Below are 16,655 nucleotides of genomic sequence, written 5' to 3'. Positions count from 1 at the left end.
TGAATGATTTTGAGTATGACATTTTTTATTTAACCTGAACGACGACGATTACGCGGAGCGCCAGTACGACGCGGACCATTGCCTGTACGCGGGCGCGTGAGGCGCAGCGGTTTTGGCAGATCGGTCATCAATGCGTCCGGATTGTATTTGCTTACCGGAATTGAGTGACCAATATAGGTCTCAATAGCAGGCAAATTCAATGCATACTCTTCACATGCCAGGCTGATGGAATGACCACTTGCGCCAGCGCGACCTGTACGACCAATACGGTGAACGTAATCTTCACAGTCATCGGGTAAATCGTAGTTAAAGACGTGCGTCACAGCCGGGATATGCAGGCCACGCGCGGCAACATCGGTGGCAACCAGAATATCCAAATCACCACGGGTAAATTCATCAAGAATACGCAGACGTTTTTTCTGCGCTACATCACCCGTTAACAGGCCAACACGATGACCATCTGCCGCCAGGTGACCCCAGATCTCTTCACAACGATGTTTGGTGTTGGCGAAAATAATCGCTCTGTCTGGCCACTCTTCTTCGATCAGCGTTTGCAATAAACGCATCTTTTCTTCGTTAGAAGGGTAGAAAAGTTCTTCTTTAATGCGGTGGCCCGTTTTCTGTTCCGGTTCCACTTCAATATATTCGGCATTGTTCATCTGCTCGAACGCCAGTTCACGTACCCGGTACGAAAGCGTGGCGGAGAACAGCATGTTGAGACGCTGGTTTGCAGGCGGCATACGGCGGAACAGCCAGCGGATATCTTTAATAAAGCCCAGATCGTACATACGATCGGCTTCGTCCAGCACCACTACCTGAATGGCGCCGAGGTTGATGTGGTTCTGTTTGGCGTAGTCGATCAAACGACCCGTAGTGCCAATCAAAATGTCAACGCCGCTTTCCAGCACTTTCAGCTGTTTGTCGTAGCCGTCGCCACCGTAAGCCAGACCCAATTTCAGGCCAGTAGCTTGCGCCAGTGGCTCCGCATCGGCGTGGATCTGCACGGCAAGTTCACGCGTCGGTGCCATAATTAAGGCACGCGGTTGATTCACCTTGCGATCGGCAATCGCAGGATGAGAGAGAAGATAATGAAACGTTGACGTAAGAAACGCCATCGTTTTTCCGGTACCGGTTTGCGCCTGCCCGGCTACGTCACGACCCACCAGCGTTAGCGGAAGGGCCAGTGCCTGAATGGGCGTACAGTTATGAAACCCTTTTTTTTCAAGGGCTTCTACAACTTTCGGATGCAGGGCGAAGTCGGAAAACTTCTGTTCTGTTAAATGTGTTTTGCTCATAGTGTGGTAGAATATCAGCTTACTATTGCTTTACGAAAGCGTATCCGGTGAAATAAAGTCAACCTTTAGTTGGTTAATGTTACACCAACAACGAAACCAACACGCCAGGCTTATTCCTGTGGAGTTATATATGAGCGATAAAATTATTCACCTGACTGACGACAGTTTTGACACGGATGTACTCAAAGCGGACGGGGCGATCCTCGTTGATTTCTGGGCAGAGTGGTGCGGTCCGTGCAAAATGATCGCCCCGATTCTGGATGAAATCGCTGACGAATATCAGGGCAAACTGACCGTTGCAAAACTGAACATCGATCAAAACCCTGGCACTGCGCCGAAATATGGCATCCGTGGTATCCCGACTCTGCTGCTGTTCAAAAACGGCGAATTGGCCGCAACCAAAGTGGGCGCACTGTCTAAAGGTCAGTTGAAAGAGTTCCTCGACGCTAACCTGGCGTAAGGGAATTTCATGTTCGGGTGCCCCGTCGCTAAAAACTGGACGCCCGGCGTGAGTCATGCTAACTTAATGTTGACTTCGTATTAAACATACCTTATTAAGTTTGAATCTTGTAATATCCAACGCTTCCTGTTTTTCTTAAATGCGAAGTGAACAGATTTCTGGCTCGTCACTCAATCCGTCTTGTCGTTTCAGTTCTGCGTACTCTCCTGTGACCAGACAGCGAAAAGACATGAGTTGATGACCGTAAACAGGCATGGATGATCCTGCCATACCATTCACAACATTAAGTTCGAGATTTACCCCAAGTTTAAGAACTCACACCACTATGAATCTTACCGAATTAAAGAATACGCCGGTTTCTGAGCTGATCACTCTCGGCGAAAATATGGGGCTGGAAAACCTGGCTCGTATGCGTAAGCAGGACATTATTTTTGCCATCCTGAAGCAGCACGCAAAGAGTGGCGAAGATATCTTTGGTGATGGCGTACTGGAGATATTGCAGGATGGATTTGGTTTCCTCCGTTCCGCAGACAGCTCCTACCTCGCCGGCCCTGATGACATCTACGTTTCTCCTAGCCAAATCCGCCGTTTCAACCTCCGCACTGGTGATACCATCTCTGGTAAGATTCGCCCGCCGAAAGAAGGTGAACGCTATTTTGCGCTGCTGAAGGTTAACGAAGTTAACTTCGACAAACCAGAAAACGCCCGTAACAAAATCCTCTTTGAGAACTTAACGCCGCTGCACGCAAACTCTCGTCTGCGTATGGAGCGTGGTAACGGTTCTACCGAAGATTTAACCGCACGCGTACTGGATCTGGCATCGCCTATCGGTCGTGGGCAACGTGGTCTGATTGTGGCACCGCCAAAAGCGGGTAAAACCATGCTGCTGCAGAACATTGCTCAGAGCATCGCTTACAACCATCCAGACTGCGTACTGATGGTTCTGCTGATTGACGAACGCCCGGAAGAAGTGACCGAGATGCAGCGTCTGGTTAAAGGTGAAGTTGTTGCTTCTACCTTCGACGAACCAGCATCTCGCCACGTTCAGGTTGCGGAAATGGTGATCGAGAAGGCAAAACGCCTGGTTGAGCATAAGAAAGACGTTATTATTCTGCTCGACTCCATCACTCGTCTGGCTCGTGCCTACAACACCGTCGTACCGGCATCCGGTAAAGTGTTGACCGGTGGTGTGGACGCCAACGCCCTGCATCGTCCGAAACGCTTCTTCGGCGCAGCACGTAATGTGGAAGAGGGCGGCAGCCTGACCATCATTGCAACGGCGCTAATCGATACCGGCTCCAAAATGGACGAAGTTATCTACGAAGAGTTTAAAGGTACAGGTAACATGGAACTGCACCTCTCTCGTAAAATCGCTGAAAAACGCGTCTTCCCGGCAATCGACTACAACCGTTCTGGTACTCGTAAAGAAGAGTTGCTTACCACTCAGGAAGAGCTGCAGAAAATGTGGATCCTGCGCAAAATCATTCACCCGATGGGCGAAATCGACGCAATGGAATTCCTCATTAATAAACTTGCGATGACCAAGACCAATGATGATTTCTTCGAGATGATGAAACGCTCATAAGTTAGTGTTACAGCAAAACGCCACGTGTTTACGTGGCGTTTTGCTTTTATATCTGTAATCTTAGCGGTATACCTGTGATGGTGTGAAAATTCCTGGTTTTTGCGGGTGTTTTATGCGGTTTACATATCAATTGGTTGATTTTTGCTCATTTCTGAGAGATTCAGAAAGTAGTTTCCCTTCTGAATAAAGGTCTTCGTGGGTATACTTCAGCTAATAATTTTCTCTGAGAGCATGCATTGTGAATTTACTGACAGTGAGTACTGATCTCATCAGTATTTTTTTATTCACGACACTGTTTCTGTTTTTTGCCCGCAAGGTGGCAAAAAAAGTCGGTTTAGTGGATAAACCTAACTTCCGCAAACGTCACCAGGGATTGATACCGCTCGTTGGGGGTATTTCGGTTTATGCAGGGATTTGCTTCACATTCGGAATTGTCGATTACTATATTCCACATGCAGCTCTCTATCTCGTTTGTGCCGGTGTGCTTGTGTTCATTGGCGCGCTGGATGATCGTTTTGATATCAGCGTAAAAATCCGTGCCACCATACAGGCAGCTGTTGGCATTGTTATGATGGTGTTCGGCAAACTTTATCTCAGTAGTTTGGGTTATATCTTTGGCTCCTGGGAGATGGTGCTTGGACCGTTTGGTTACTTCCTGACGCTGTTTGCTGTCTGGGCGGCGATTAATGCCTTCAACATGGTTGATGGTATTGATGGCTTGCTGGGCGGGTTATCCTGTGTCTCGTTTGCGGCAATCGGTATGATTTTGTGGTTTGACGGGCAAACCAGCCTCGCTATCTGGTGCTTTGCCATGATCGCCGCCATCCTGCCTTATATCATGCTCAACCTTGGTATTCTGGGGCGTCGCTACAAAGTCTTTATGGGCGATGCGGGGAGTACGCTGATTGGTTTTACTGTTATCTGGATCCTGTTGGAAACTACCCAGGGTGCCACACATCCAATCAGCCCGGTTACCGCCTTATGGATCATTGCTATCCCGCTGATGGACATGGTGGCGATTATGTATCGTCGTTTGCGTAAAGGCATGAGTCCATTCTCACCTGACCGTCAGCATATTCACCATTTGATCATGCGTGCCGGGTTTACTTCCCGCCAGGCATTTGTGCTGATTACCCTTGCTGCAGCGCTACTCGCTTCTATTGGCGTACTGGCAGAATATTCTCATTTTGTCCCGGAATGGGTCATGCTGGTGCTCTTTTTGCTAGCATTCTTCCTCTATGGATATTGCATTAAGCGTGCCTGGAAAGTTGCTCGCTTTATTAAGCGCGTAAAACGCAGACTGCGTAGAAATCGTGGTGGCAGCCCCAATTTAACCAAATAAATGAGGATGTGATGACACAACCAATGCCTGGGAAACCGGCCGAAGACGCTGAAAATGAACTGGATATTCGTGGGTTGTTTCGTACCTTGTGGGCTGGGAAGCTGTGGATTATTGGCATGGGGCTGGCGTTTGCCTTAATCGCGTTAGCGTATACTTTTTTTGCGCGTCAGGAGTGGAGTGCGACGGCGATTACCGATCGTCCAACCGTGAATATGCTGGGCGGGTACTACTCGCAGCAGCAATTTTTGCGTAACCTGGATGTTCGTTCAAATATGGCCCCTGCCGACCAACCATCGGTTATGGATGAAGCCTATAAAGAGTTTGTTATGCAACTGGCATCGTGGGATACCCGCCGCGATTTCTGGTTGCAGACTGACTATTACAAACAGCGGATGGTCGGTAACAGTAAAGCCGATGCGGCTCTGCTGGATGAAATGATCAACAACATCCTGTTTATTCCTGGTGATTTCGCCCGCTCGGTCAATGACAGCGTTAAGCTGGTTGCCGAAACTGCCCCCGATGCTAATAACCTGCTTCGTCAATATGTTGCTTTTGCCAGCCAGCGTGCAGCCAGTCATCTGAATGATGAGCTGAAAGGCGCATGGGCGGCGCGCACTATTCAGATGAAAGCTCAGGTGAAGCGTCAGGAAGAAGTGGCTAAGTCCATCTACGACCGCCGGATGAACAGTATTGAACAGGCACTTAAAATCGCCGAGCAACACAATATTTCTCGCAGTGCGACAGACGTGCCAGCCGAGGAATTACCTGATTCAGAAATGTTCCTGTTGGGGCGTCCGATGCTCCAGGCGCGACTGGAAAATTTACAGGCTGTCGGCCCAGCCTTTGATCTCGACTATGATCAGAATCGGGCCATGTTAAACACCCTTAATGTTGGTCCAACCCTGGATCCGCGTTTTCAGACCTATCGCTATTTGCGTACACCGGAAGAACCGGTAAAACGCGATAGCCCACGTCGTGCCTTCCTGATGATTATGTGGGGCATTGTCGGGGGGCTGATCGGGGCTGGTGTCGCATTAACCCGCCGTTGCTCGAAATAGCAACACAGCTGTGGTGAGCGCAAAGGCGCTCGCCGCTTATTCGAAGAGAATCGATGTGAAAGTACTGACTGTATTTGGTACGCGCCCGGAAGCCATCAAGATGGCGCCGTTGGTGCATGCGTTGGCAAAAGATCCTTTTTTTGAGGCTAAAGTTTGCGTCACTGCGCAGCATCGGGAGATGCTCGATCAGGTGCTGAAACTCTTTTCCATTGTACCTGACTACGATCTCAACATAATGCAGCCAGGACAGGGCCTGACAGAGATAACCTGTCGGATTCTGGAAGGACTAAAACCTATTCTTGCCGAGTTCAAACCAGACGTTGTACTGGTTCACGGTGATACTACCACCACACTGGCAACCAGCCTGGCAGCGTTTTATCAGCGAATTCCTGTTGGTCACGTTGAGGCCGGACTGCGCACGGGCGATCTCTATTCGCCGTGGCCGGAAGAGGCTAACCGTACATTGACCGGGCATCTGGCGATGTACCATTTCTCACCAACTGAAACTTCCCGGCAAAATTTGCTGCGTGAAAACGTCGCTGACAGCCGAATATTTATTACCGGTAATACAGTAATTGATGCGCTGCTGTGGGTGCGCGACCAGGTAATGAGCAGCGATACGCTGCGTTCAGAACTGGCGGCAAATTACCCGTTTATCGACCCCGATAAAAAGATGATTCTGGTGACCGGTCATAGGCGTGAGAGCTTTGGTCGTGGTTTTGAAGAAATCTGCCATGCGCTGGCTGAAATTGCTACCACTCATCAGGACATCCAGATTGTTTATCCGGTACACCTTAACCCGAATGTCAGAGAGCCGGTCAATCGCATTCTGGGGCATGTGAAAAATGTCATTTTGATTGATCCCCAGGAGTATTTACCGTTTGTCTGGTTGATGAACCATGCCTGGTTGATTTTGACTGACTCTGGCGGCATTCAGGAAGAAGCACCTTCTCTGGGTAAACCGGTGCTGGTGATGCGCGATACCACCGAACGCCCAGAAGCGGTGACCGCAGGTACGGTACGTCTGGTGGGGACGGATAAGCAACGGATCGTCGAGGAAGTGACGCGTCTTTTAGAAGACGAAGATGAATATCAAACTATGAGCCGAGCCCATAACCCATATGGTGATGGTCAGGCATGCTCTCGCATTTTGGAAGCGTTAAAAAATAATCGGATATCACTATGAGTTTTGCGACCATTTCTGTTATCGGACTGGGTTATATCGGGCTGCCAACGGCGGCTGCGTTTGCCTCACGGCAAAAACAGGTGATTGGTGTTGATATCAACCAACAAGCGGTTGATACCATCAATCGTGGCGAAATCCATATCGTCGAACCTGATTTAGCGAGCGTGGTAAAAACTGCCGTAGAAGGTGGTTTTTTACGAGCGAGCACGACGCCGGTTGAGGCTGATGCCTGGCTGATTGCTGTCCCAACGCCATTTAAAGGCGATCATGAGCCGGATATGGCCTACGTCGAATCGGCTGCCCGCTCCATTGCGCCAGTGCTGAAAAAAGGCGCGTTGGTGATCCTTGAATCCACCTCGCCGGTGGGTTCAACCGAGAAGATGGCAGAATGGTTAGCAGAGATGCGTCCGGACCTGACTTTCCCGCAGCAGGTGGGTGAGCAGGCGGACGTCAATATTGCTTATTGCCCGGAACGCGTGTTGCCGGGCCAGGTGATGGTCGAGCTGATTAAAAACGATCGCGTCATTGGCGGCATGACGCCAGTTTGCTCGGCGCGCGCCAGCGAACTGTACAAAATTTTCCTCGAAGGTGAGTGTGTCGTCACTAACTCGCGGACGGCGGAAATGTGTAAGCTCACAGAAAACAGCTTCCGCGACGTGAATATTGCTTTTGCTAACGAACTGTCGCTGATTTGTGCCGAGCAAGGAATTAACGTCTGGGAACTGATTCGTTTGGCGAATCGCCATCCACGAGTCAATATTCTCCAGCCTGGTCCGGGTGTGGGCGGTCACTGCATTGCCGTCGACCCGTGGTTTATCGTGGCGCAGAACCCACAGCAGGCGCGGCTTATCCGTACCGCGCGTGAAGTGAACGATCACAAACCTTTCTGGGTGATTGATCAGGTGAAAGCGGCGGTCGCTGATTGTCTGGCTGCCACTGATAAACGCGCCAGTGAACTGAAAATTGCCTGCTTTGGTCTGGCGTTTAAACCGAATATTGATGACCTGCGCGAAAGCCCGGCGATGGAAATCGCTGAACTGATCGCCCAGTGGCACAGCGGCGAAACGCTAGTTGTTGAACCTAATATTCACCAGTTGCCGAAAAAACTGACCGGACTTTGCACGCTGGCGCAGCTTGACGAGGCGCTGGCGACGGCAGATGTGCTGGTGATGTTGGTAGATCACAGCCAGTTTAAAGCCATTAGCGGCGATGATGTTCAGCAGCAGTATGTGGTGGATACCAAAGGAGTCTGGCGCTGATACTGATTACAGTAAACGACTGTGTTGAGGGAGATAGAGAATGCCCGTCCGCGCCAGTATTGAACCACTAACCTGGGAAAACGCCTTTTTTGGCGTTAACAGCGCCATCGTGCGCATTAGTCCTGACGCACCGCTCCTGACGCCAGGCGTTTTGGCGCCGTGGTCACGAGTACAGGCCAAAATTGCCGCATCCAATACCGAAGAACTAGATGTCCTGCAACAGCTGGGATTCTCGCTGGTCGAAGGAGAAGTGGATTTTGCGCTCCCCGTGATCAACGTCAGTGAAAGCCGTGCGGAAGTGGCTCAAGAAGCAGATATTCCAGTACTACGCCAGTTAGCCCGCGAAGCATTCGCCCAAAGCCGTTTTCGTATGCCGTGGTATGCACCCGATGCCAGTGGTCGCTTTTACGCGCAGTGGATTGAAAATGCCGTGCGCGGCACCTTTGATCATCAATGCCTGGTTTTACGCGCGGCGTCCGGCGAGATTCGCGGCTATGTTTCTCTACGAGAGTTGAATGCCACTGACGCGCGCATTGGTTTACTGGCAGGACGCGGCGCAGGTGCTGAACTGATGCAAACGGCGCTAAACTGGGCGTATGCTCGCGGTAAAACAACATTGCGGGTGGCGACCCAGATGGGCAACACCGCCGCGCTTAAACGATACATACAAAGTGGTGCGAATGTAGAAAGCACCGCGTACTGGTTATACAGGTGATCACATGATTCCATTTAACGCACCGCCGGTGGTGGGCACCGAACTCGACTATATGCAGTCGGCAATGGGTAGCGGCAAACTGTGCGGCGATGGCGGTTTTACCCGTCGCTGCCAGCAGTGGCTGGAGCAACGTTTTGGCAGCGCCAAAGTACTGCTGACGCCATCCTGCACCGCTTCTCTGGAGATGGCGGCGCTGCTTCTGGATATCCAACCGGGCGATGAAGTGATCATGCCGAGCTACACCTTTGTCTCCACCGCCAACGCCTTTGTGCTGCGTGGAGCAAAAATTGTTTTTGTTGATGTTCGCCCGGACACCATGAACATCGACGAAACGCTGATTGAAGCGGCGATCACCGACAAAACGCGCGTTATTGTGCCGGTGCATTACGCGGGCGTGGCCTGCGAAATGGACACCATTATGGCGTTAGCGAAAAAGCATAATCTGTTTGTGGTGGAAGATGCCGCTCAGGGCGTGATGTCCACTTACAAAGGGCGAGCGCTGGGAACCATTGGCCATATTGGCTGCTTTAGCTTCCATGAAACCAAAAACTACACGGCGGGCGGTGAAGGCGGGGCGACGCTGATTAATGATAAGGCGTTGATTGAACGTGCCGAGATCATCCGTGAAAAAGGGACTAACCGCAGCCAGTTCTTCCGTGGTCAGGTTGATAAATATACATGGCGCGATATCGGCTCCAGCTATTTGATGTCCGATCTGCAAGCTGCGTATCTGTGGGCGCAACTGGAAGCAGCCGAACGTATCAACCAGCAACGTCTGGCGTTGTGGCAAAATTACTACGATGCGTTAGCACCTCTGGCGAAAGCCGGGCGTATCGAACTGCCGTCGATTCCGGATGACTGCGTGCAGAACGCGCATATGTTCTACATCAAGCTGCGGGATATTGATGACCGGAGCGCGTTGATTAGCTTCCTGAAGGAAGCGGAAATCATGGCGGTGTTCCATTACATTCCGCTGCACGGTTGCCCTGCGGGTGAACGCTTTGGTGAGTTTCACGGTGAAGATCGCTACACCACCAAAGAGAGCGAGCGCCTGCTGCGCCTGCCGTTGTTCTACAACTTGTCGCCCGTCAATCAGCGCACGGTGATTGCGACCTTGTTGAACTACTTCTCCTGATATGTCGCTGGCAAAAGCATCCTTGTGGACGGCGGCCAGTACGCTGGTCAAGATTGGCGCTGGGTTACTGGTTGGTAAATTATTGGCGGTGTCATTTGGTCCGGCAGGACTAGGGTTGGCGGCAAATTTCCGCCAGTTGATAACCGTGCTCGGTGTGCTTGCCGGGGCGGGCATCTTTAATGGCGTAACCAAATACGTTGCCCAGTACCACGATAATCCGCAGCAGCTGCGCCGTGTGGTCGGCACTTCATCTGCGATGGTGCTTGGCTTCTCCACGCTGATGGCGCTGGTCTTTGTGCTGGCGGCTGCGCCAATCAGCCAGGGATTGTTTGGTAATACCGACTATCAGGGGCTGGTGCGTTTAGTGGCGCTGGTGCAAATGGGGATCGCCTGGGGCAACCTGTTGCTGGCGTTGATGAAAGGCTTTCGCGATGCCGCGGGTAATGCGTTATCGCTGATTGTCGGCAGCCTGATTGGCGTTATCGCTTATTATGTCAGTTACCGTTTTGGCGGTTATGAAGGCGCGTTGTTTGGTCTGGCGCTGATTCCCGCGCTGGTGGTAATGCCTGCCGCCGTCATGTTAATTAAGCGTGGCGCTATCCCGTTAAGCTATCTAAAACCCAGCTGGGATAACGGTCTGGCAGGGCAGTTGAGCAAATTTACACTCATGGCGTTGATTACGTCGGTGACCTTGCCCGTTGCGTACATCATGATGCGTAAACTGCTGGCGGCGCAGTATAGCTGGGATGAAGTGGGGATCTGGCAAGGGGTGAGCAGTATTTCCGACGCCTACCTGCAATTTATTACCGCATCGTTCAGTGTATATTTACTGCCCACGTTGTCGCGGCTAACGGAAAAACGCGATATCACTCGGGAAGTGGTGAAGTCGCTGAAATTTGTTTTACCGGCCGTGGCAGCAGCGAGTTTCACCGTCTGGCTACTGCGTGATTTTGCCATCTGGCTACTGTTGTCGAATAAATTTACCGCCATGCGGGATCTCTTTGCCTGGCAGTTGGTCGGCGATGTGTTGAAAGTGGGCGCTTATGTCTTTGGTTATTTAGTGATCGCCAAAGCGTCGCTGCGTTTTTATATTCTGGCGGAAGTCAGCCAGTTCACTTTATTGATGGTATTTGCCAACTGGTTGATCCCCGTGCATGGCGCCCTGGGCGCGGCGCAGGCCTACATGGCAACCTATATCGTCTATTTCTCTCTTTGTTGTGGCGTGTTTTTACTCTGGCGTAGGCGGGCATGACTGTACTGATTCACGTACTGGGATCGGATATCCCTCACCATAACCAAACCGTTCTGCGGTTTTTCAATGACGCGCTGGCCGCGACGAGCGAGCACGCGCGCGAGTTTATGGTTGCTGGCAAGGACGACGGCTTAAGTGATAGTTGTCCGGCGCTTTCTGTGCAATTTTTCCCTGGGAAAAAATCACTGGCAGAAGCCGTTATCGCTAAAGCGAAAGCTAACCGCCAGCAACGGTTTTTCTTCCACGGCCAGTTCAATCCCAAGCTGTGGCTGGCGCTGCTTAGTGGCGGAATCAAGCCCAGCCAGTTTTACTGGCATATCTGGGGGGCAGATCTCTATGAAGTTTCCAGTGGATTGAAATATAAACTCTTTTATCCTCTGCGCCGACTGGCACAAAAGCGAGTGGGCTGTGTGTTTGCCACTCGGGGAGACTTGAGCTTTTTTGCCAAAACGCATCCAAAGGTGCGGGGCGAACTGATTTACTTCCCAACCCGGATGGACCCTTCTCTCAATACAATGGCGAACGATCGGCAACGTGAAGGGAAAATGACCATTTTGGTAGGGAACTCCGGCGATCGCAGCAATGAGCATATCGCCGCCTTGCGCGCTGTTCATCAGCAGTTTGGCGATACGGTAAAAGTCGTGGTGCCGATGGGATATCCATCTAATAACGAAGCGTATATCGACGAAGTTCGTCAGGCGGGGCTCGAGTTATTCAGCGAAGAAAATCTGCAAGTTCTGAGCGAAAAACTGGAATTTGACGCCTATCTGGCGCTACTTCGCCAGTGCGATCTCGGCTACTTTATTTTTGCCCGCCAGCAGGGCATTGGTACGCTGTGCTTACTGATTCAGGCGGGCATTCCTTGTGTGCTTAACCGGGAAAATCCGTTCTGGCAGGATATGACAGAACAGCATTTGCCGGTGCTGTTTACCACTGACGATCTCAACGAAGATATTGTGCATGAAGCGCAGCGCCAGCTGGCGTCGGTGGATAAAAACACCATTGCCTTCTTTAGCCCGAACTATCTGCAAGGCTGGCAGCGGGCGTTGGCTATTGCCTCCGGGGAGGTCGCATGAGTCTGCTGCAATTCAGCGGCCTGTTTGTTGTCTGGCTGCTCTGCACGCTGTTTATCGCCACGCTGACATGGTTTGAGTTTCGCCGCGTGCGCTTTAACTTCAATGTCTTCTTTTCATTGCTGTTTTTGCTGACCTTTTTCTTCGGCTTCCCGCTGACCAGCTTGCTGGTGTTTCGCTTTGATGTTGGTGTCGCGCCGCCAGATATCTTGTTGCAGGCGTTACTTTCTGCGGGGGGATTTTACGCAGTTTACTACGTCACTTACAAAACACGTTTACGCAAACGCGTTGCTGATGCACCGCGCCGTCCTGTGTTTACCATGAACCGCGTGGAAACCAATCTCACGTGGGTGATTCTGATGGGTATCGCGCTGGTGAGCGTTGGCATCTTTTTCATGCATAACGGTTTTTTGCTGTTCCGGCTTAACTCCTACAGCCAGATCTTCTCCAGCGAAGTCTCTGGCGTGGCGTTAAAGCGTTTCTTTTACTTTTTCATCCCGGCAATGTTAGTGGTCTACTTTCTGCGCCAGGACAGTAAAGCGTGGCTGTTTTTCCTCGTCAGCACGGTCGCCTTTGGTTTGCTGACTTACATGATTGTCGGCGGCACTCGCGCCAATATCATTATCGCGTTCGCTATCTTCCTGTTTATCGGCATTATTCGCGGCTGGATTTCGTTGTGGATGCTGGCGGCGGCGGGCGTGCTGGGGATTGTTGGCATGTTCTGGCTGGCGCTAAAACGCTATGGAATGAGCGTCAGCGGCGATGAGGCGTTCTATACGTTTCTCTATCTTACCCGCGACACCTTCTCGCCGTGGGAGAATCTGGCGCTGCTGTTGCAGAACTACGACAACATCGACTTCCAGGGCCTGGCTCCAATTGTCCGTGATTTCTATGTCTTTATCCCTTCTTGGCTGTGGCCGGGTCGCCCGAGTATGGTGCTGAACTCCGCCAACTACTTTACCTGGGAAGTGCTGAATAACCACTCCGGGCTGGCGATCTCGCCTACGCTTATAGGCTCACTGGTTGTTATGGGCGGCGCGTTGTTCATCCCTCTCGGGGCGATTGTGGTTGGTCTGATCATCAAGTGGTTCGACTGGTTGTATGAGCTGGGCAACCGCGAAACTAATCGCTATAAGGCTGCGATTCTCCACAGTTTCTGCTTCGGGGCGATCTTCAATATGATCGTGCTGGCGCGCGAAGGGTTGGATTCGTTTGTCTCGCGTGTCGTCTTTTTTATCGTGGTCTTCGGCGCAAGCCTGATGATTGCAAAACTGCTGTACTGGCTTTTTGATAGCGCCGGACTCATTCATAAACGAATAAAATCATCGCTCCGGACGCAGGTTGAAGGATAACAATGAATAACACCACCACGGCACCGACCTATACGCTGCGTGGCTTACAGTTGATCGGTTGGCGTGATATGCAGCATGCCCTCGATTATCTGTTCGCTGATGGGCAGCTTAAGCAGGGAACGCTGGTTGCCATTAATGCCGAAAAAATGCTGACCATTGAAGATAACGTCGAGGTCAGGGAGTTAATTAACGCTGCCGAATTTAAATATGCCGATGGCATTAGCGTTGTGCGGTCGGTGCGTAAAAAGTACCCGCAGGCACAGGTTTCCCGCGTTGCCGGTGCCGATCTCTGGGAAGAAGTAATGGCGCGCGCAGGCAAGGAAGGGACGCCGGTATTTCTTGTGGGCGGTAAACCTGATGTGCTGGCGCAGACCGAAGCTAAACTGCGCGACCAGTGGAATGTGAATATCGTTGGCAGCCAGGATGGTTATTTTAAACCCGAGCAGCGTCAGGCGCTGTTTGAGCGTATTCACGCCAGTGGTGCGCAAATTGTCACTGTCGCAATGGGGTCACCAAAGCAGGAGATCTTCATGCGCGACTGCCGCCTGGTGCACCCTAATGCGCTGTATATGGGCGTTGGTGGAACGTACGATGTCTTTACCGGTCACGTAAAACGCGCGCCGAAAATCTGGCAAAAACTGGGACTGGAGTGGCTTTATAGACTGCTTTCGCAGCCGAGTCGCATTAAGCGCCAGCTTCGTTTGCTGCGTTATTTACGCTGGCATTACACCGGCGATCTCTGATTTTCCTCTCTCTGTAAAGCGACGGAGTGGTCACTTCGTCGCCTGCCTGTCTTTTTATTACACAAAGCATTCAAATTTTTAATGCTTTATTTGCCATTTCTCCTGAATTACGAAAACATTCGCAACACTCGATGTACCCATAACGATAACCGGTAACACCGGAAAGCATGCAAACACAACACGAGGATTTATGGCAGATAACAAACCAGAGCTACAGCGTGGGCTGGAAGCTCGACATATCGAACTCATCGCCCTGGGGGGCACCATTGGCGTCGGCCTGTTTATGGGGGCCGCCAGTACCCTGAAATGGGCCGGGCCATCCGTATTGTTGGCCTATATCATCGCCGGGCTGTTCGTCTTTTTCATCATGCGTTCAATGGGCGAAATGTTGTTCCTCGAACCGGTTACCGGTTCGTTCGCCGTTTATGCGCATCGTTACATGAGCCCGTTCTTTGGCTATCTCACCGCCTGGTCTTACTGGTTTATGTGGATGGCTGTGGGGATCTCAGAAATCACCGCCATTGGCGTTTATGTCCAGTTCTGGTTCCCGGAGATGGCGCAGTGGATACCCGCATTGATCGCAGTGGCGCTGGTGGCACTGGCGAATCTGGCAGCGGTGCGGTTGTACGGTGAAATCGAGTTCTGGTTCGCGATGATCAAAGTCACCACGATTATTGTGATGATTGTCATTGGTCTGGGCGTGATTTTCTTTGGCTTTGGCAACGGCGGGCAGTCGATTGGTTTTAGCAATCTCACAGAGCATGGCGGTTTTTTTGCGGGTGGCTGGAAAGGTTTCCTGACCGCATTGTGTATTGTGGTGGCGTCCTACCAGGGCGTGGAGCTGATTGGCATTACTGCCGGTGAAGCGAAGAATCCGCAGGTGACGCTGCGCAGTGCCGTAGGCAAGGTGTTGTGGCGAATCCTGATTTTCTACGTAGGCGCGATTTTCGTTATCGTCACCATCTTCCCATGGAATGAAATAGGCAGCAACGGCAGCCCGTTTGTACTGACTTTCGCCAAAATCGGCATTACCGCAGCGGCGGGCATTATCAACTTTGTGGTGCTGACGGCTGCGCTCTCTGGCTGTAACAGCGGCATGTACAGTTGCGGACGTATGCTCTATGCGCTGGCGAAAAACCGTCAGTTACCGGCGGCGATGGCGAAAGTTTCCCGTCACGGTGTGCCGGTTGCAGGAGTGGCGGTATCCATTGTTATCCTGCTAATTGGCTCATGCCTGAACTACATCATCCCTAACCCACAGCGCGTGTTTGTCTACGTCTACAGCGCCAGCGTGCTTCCGGGCATGGTGCCGTGGTTTGTGATTTTGATAAGCCAGCTGCGTTTTCGTCGTGCACACAAAGCGGCGATTGCCAGCCATCCGTTCCGCTCAATTCTGTTCCCGTGGGCCAACTACGTAACAATGGCATTCCTGATTTGCGTTTTGATCGGTATGTACTTTAATGAAGATACCCGTATGTCGCTGTTTGTCGGCATCATCTTCATGCTGGCGGTGACGGCGATTTATAAACTTTTTGGCCTTAATCGCCACGGTAAAGCGCACAAACTGGAGAAATAATCAGCAAAGCGCACAAACCGTAACCAAACGCGCATTTTATTTAAAAAGGGACTAGACAGAGGGGTGGGAAGTCCGTATTATCCACCCCCGCAACGGCGCTAAGCGCCCGTAGCTCAGCTGGATAGAGCGCTGCCCTCCGGAGGCAGAGGTCTCAGGTTCGAATCCTGTCGGGCGCGCCATTTAGTCCCGGCGCTTGAGCTGCGGTGGTAGTAATACCGCGTAACAAGATTTGTAGTGGTGGCTATAGCTCAGTTGGTAGAGCCCTGGATTGTGATTCCAGTTGTCGTGGGTTCGAATCCCATTAGCCACCCCATTATTAGAAGTTGTGACAATGCGAAGGTGGCGGAATTGGTAGACGCGCTAGCTTCAGGTGTTAGTGTTCTTACGGACGTGGGGGTTCAAGTCCCCCCCCTCGCACCACGACTTTAAAGAATTGAACTAAAAATTCAAAAAGCAGTATTTCGGCGAGTAGCGCAGCTTGGTAGCGCAACTGGTTTGGGACCAGTGGGTCGGAGGTTCGAATCCTCTCTCGCCGACCAATTTTGAACCCCGCTTCGGCGGGGTTTTTTGTTTTCTGTGCATTTCATCACTCTCCCTTCGCAATAAACGCCCGTAGTAACTCAT

General features: G+C 51.5%; 15 protein-coding genes and 4 tRNA genes. 18 read left to right on the top strand and 1 reads right to left on the bottom strand.

Features of this window, described 5'->3' with window-relative positions:
- Nucleotides 1-29: 29 nt before the first annotated feature.
- Nucleotides 30-1,295, bottom strand: coding sequence for an ATP-dependent RNA helicase RhlB (gene rhlB, locus FEK66_RS19640; protein WP_130209386.1), 1,266 nt, complete (start codon nt 1,293-1,295; stop codon nt 30-32).
- Nucleotides 1,296-1,425: 130 nt separating this feature from the next.
- Here rhlB and trxA point away from each other — a divergent pair, with 130 nt between their 5' ends.
- The 18 genes from trxA to FEK66_RS19550 all read left to right on the top strand — a co-directional run bounded on the left by trxA (nt 1,426) and on the right by FEK66_RS19550 (nt 16,570).
- The gene (gene trxA, locus FEK66_RS19635) at nt 1,426-1,755 is read left to right on the top strand and encodes a thioredoxin TrxA (protein WP_064530526.1); all 330 of its coding nucleotides are present in this window, start codon (nt 1,426-1,428) and stop codon (nt 1,753-1,755) included.
- Nucleotides 1,756-1,894: 139 nt separating this feature from the next.
- On the top strand, nt 1,895-1,993 hold the full coding sequence (rhoL, locus tag FEK66_RS19630) for a rho operon leader peptide RhoL (protein WP_032145636.1): 99 nt from the start codon (nt 1,895-1,897) through the stop codon (nt 1,991-1,993).
- Nucleotides 1,994-2,080: 87 nt separating this feature from the next.
- Nucleotides 2,081-3,340 carry a transcription termination factor Rho gene (gene rho / locus FEK66_RS19625; RefSeq protein WP_001054527.1) on the top strand — a complete coding sequence of 420 codons (1,260 nt, stop codon included), beginning with the start codon at nt 2,081-2,083 and terminating at the stop codon, nt 3,338-3,340.
- A 238-nt stretch (nt 3,341-3,578) separates the two neighbouring features.
- Nucleotides 3,579-4,682, top strand: coding sequence for a UDP-N-acetylglucosamine--undecaprenyl-phosphate N-acetylglucosaminephosphotransferase (gene wecA, locus FEK66_RS19620; protein ID WP_130209388.1), 1,104 nt, complete (start codon nt 3,579-3,581; stop codon nt 4,680-4,682).
- A gap of 11 nt (nt 4,683-4,693) precedes the next feature.
- Nucleotides 4,694-5,740: an ECA polysaccharide chain length modulation protein gene (gene wzzE, locus FEK66_RS19615; RefSeq protein WP_130209390.1), complete on the top strand. Its 1,047-nt coding sequence runs from the start codon at nt 4,694-4,696 to the stop codon at nt 5,738-5,740.
- Nucleotides 5,741-5,795: 55 nt separating this feature from the next.
- Nucleotides 5,796-6,926, top strand: coding sequence for a UDP-N-acetylglucosamine 2-epimerase (non-hydrolyzing) (gene wecB, locus FEK66_RS19610; protein WP_064530529.1), 1,131 nt, complete (start codon nt 5,796-5,798; stop codon nt 6,924-6,926).
- Nucleotides 6,923-8,185 (top strand): UDP-N-acetyl-D-mannosamine dehydrogenase, encoded by a 1,263-nt coding sequence (gene wecC, locus FEK66_RS19605; RefSeq protein WP_130209394.1) that lies wholly within the window; start codon nt 6,923-6,925, stop codon nt 8,183-8,185. The genes wecB and wecC overlap by 4 nt, the downstream gene beginning before the upstream one ends.
- Nucleotides 8,186-8,225: 40 nt before the next feature.
- A complete protein-coding gene (gene rffC, locus FEK66_RS19600) occupies nt 8,226-8,900 on the top strand; it encodes a dTDP-4-amino-4,6-dideoxy-D-galactose acyltransferase (RefSeq protein ID WP_131162284.1) in 675 nt (224 codons plus the stop codon).
- 4 nt (nt 8,901-8,904) lie between these two features.
- Complete coding sequence (gene rffA / locus FEK66_RS19595) at nt 8,905-10,035, top strand: dTDP-4-amino-4,6-dideoxygalactose transaminase (RefSeq protein WP_130209398.1); 1,131 nt, start codon at nt 8,905-8,907, stop codon at nt 10,033-10,035.
- 1 nt (nt 10,036) lies between these two features.
- On the top strand, nt 10,037-11,287 hold the full coding sequence (gene wzxE / locus FEK66_RS19590; protein WP_138211528.1) for a lipid III flippase WzxE: 1,251 nt from the start codon (nt 10,037-10,039) through the stop codon (nt 11,285-11,287).
- A complete protein-coding gene (gene rffT / locus FEK66_RS19585) occupies nt 11,284-12,363 on the top strand; it encodes a TDP-N-acetylfucosamine:lipid II N-acetylfucosaminyltransferase (protein ID WP_135410610.1) in 1,080 nt (359 codons plus the stop codon). Before wzxE ends, rffT begins: the two co-directional genes overlap by 4 nt.
- Entirely contained in the window at nt 12,360-13,712 is a 1,353-nt protein-coding gene (gene wzyE, locus FEK66_RS19580; protein ID WP_138211527.1) for an ECA oligosaccharide polymerase, read from the top strand. The genes rffT and wzyE overlap by 4 nt, the downstream gene beginning before the upstream one ends.
- A 2-nt stretch (nt 13,713-13,714) precedes the next feature.
- The gene (gene wecG, locus FEK66_RS19575; protein ID WP_130209406.1) at nt 13,715-14,455 is read left to right on the top strand and encodes a lipopolysaccharide N-acetylmannosaminouronosyltransferase; all 741 of its coding nucleotides are present in this window, start codon (nt 13,715-13,717) and stop codon (nt 14,453-14,455) included.
- Nucleotides 14,456-14,645: 190 nt separating this feature from the next.
- Entirely contained in the window at nt 14,646-16,031 is a 1,386-nt protein-coding gene (locus FEK66_RS19570) for an amino acid permease (protein ID WP_135408346.1), read from the top strand.
- 102 nt (nt 16,032-16,133) lie between these two features.
- Nucleotides 16,134-16,210: transfer RNA gene (locus FEK66_RS19565), tRNA-Arg, on the top strand.
- Nucleotides 16,211-16,268: 58 nt separating this feature from the next.
- Nucleotides 16,269-16,344, top strand: a tRNA-His gene (locus tag FEK66_RS19560).
- 20 nt (nt 16,345-16,364) lie between these two features.
- A tRNA-Leu gene (locus tag FEK66_RS19555) sits at nt 16,365-16,451 on the top strand.
- A gap of 42 nt (nt 16,452-16,493) precedes the next feature.
- Nucleotides 16,494-16,570, top strand: a tRNA-Pro gene (locus FEK66_RS19550).
- Nucleotides 16,571-16,655 lie beyond the last annotated feature (85 nt).

Origin of the sequence: Escherichia sp. E1130, assembly GCF_005781065.1 — a bacterium.
Classification (GTDB): domain Bacteria; phylum Pseudomonadota; class Gammaproteobacteria; order Enterobacterales; family Enterobacteriaceae; genus Escherichia.
Note: the sequence above shows the minus strand (reverse complement) of the source record. Positions and strands in the feature narration are given on the sequence as shown.

Coding starts and splice junctions, on each gene's coding strand:
- wecC (WP_130209394.1), top strand. CDS start 6,923: ATGAGTTTTGCGACCATTTCTGTTATCGGACTGGGTTATATCGGGCTG.
- wzzE (WP_130209390.1), top strand. CDS start 4,694: ATGACACAACCAATGCCTGGGAAACCGGCCGAAGACGCTGAAAATGAA.
- rffA (WP_130209398.1), top strand. CDS start 8,905: ATGATTCCATTTAACGCACCGCCGGTGGTGGGCACCGAACTCGACTAT.
- FEK66_RS19570 (WP_135408346.1), top strand. CDS start 14,646: ATGGCAGATAACAAACCAGAGCTACAGCGTGGGCTGGAAGCTCGACAT.
- wecG (WP_130209406.1), top strand. CDS start 13,715: ATGAATAACACCACCACGGCACCGACCTATACGCTGCGTGGCTTACAG.
- rffT (WP_135410610.1), top strand. CDS start 11,284: ATGACTGTACTGATTCACGTACTGGGATCGGATATCCCTCACCATAAC.
- rho (WP_001054527.1), top strand. CDS start 2,081: ATGAATCTTACCGAATTAAAGAATACGCCGGTTTCTGAGCTGATCACT.
- rhlB (WP_130209386.1), bottom strand. CDS start 1,295: ATGAGCAAAACACATTTAACAGAACAGAAGTTTTCCGACTTCGCCCTG.
- trxA (WP_064530526.1), top strand. CDS start 1,426: ATGAGCGATAAAATTATTCACCTGACTGACGACAGTTTTGACACGGAT.
- rhoL (WP_032145636.1), top strand. CDS start 1,895: ATGCGAAGTGAACAGATTTCTGGCTCGTCACTCAATCCGTCTTGTCGT.
- wzxE (WP_138211528.1), top strand. CDS start 10,037: ATGTCGCTGGCAAAAGCATCCTTGTGGACGGCGGCCAGTACGCTGGTC.
- wzyE (WP_138211527.1), top strand. CDS start 12,360: ATGAGTCTGCTGCAATTCAGCGGCCTGTTTGTTGTCTGGCTGCTCTGC.
- rffC (WP_131162284.1), top strand. CDS start 8,226: ATGCCCGTCCGCGCCAGTATTGAACCACTAACCTGGGAAAACGCCTTT.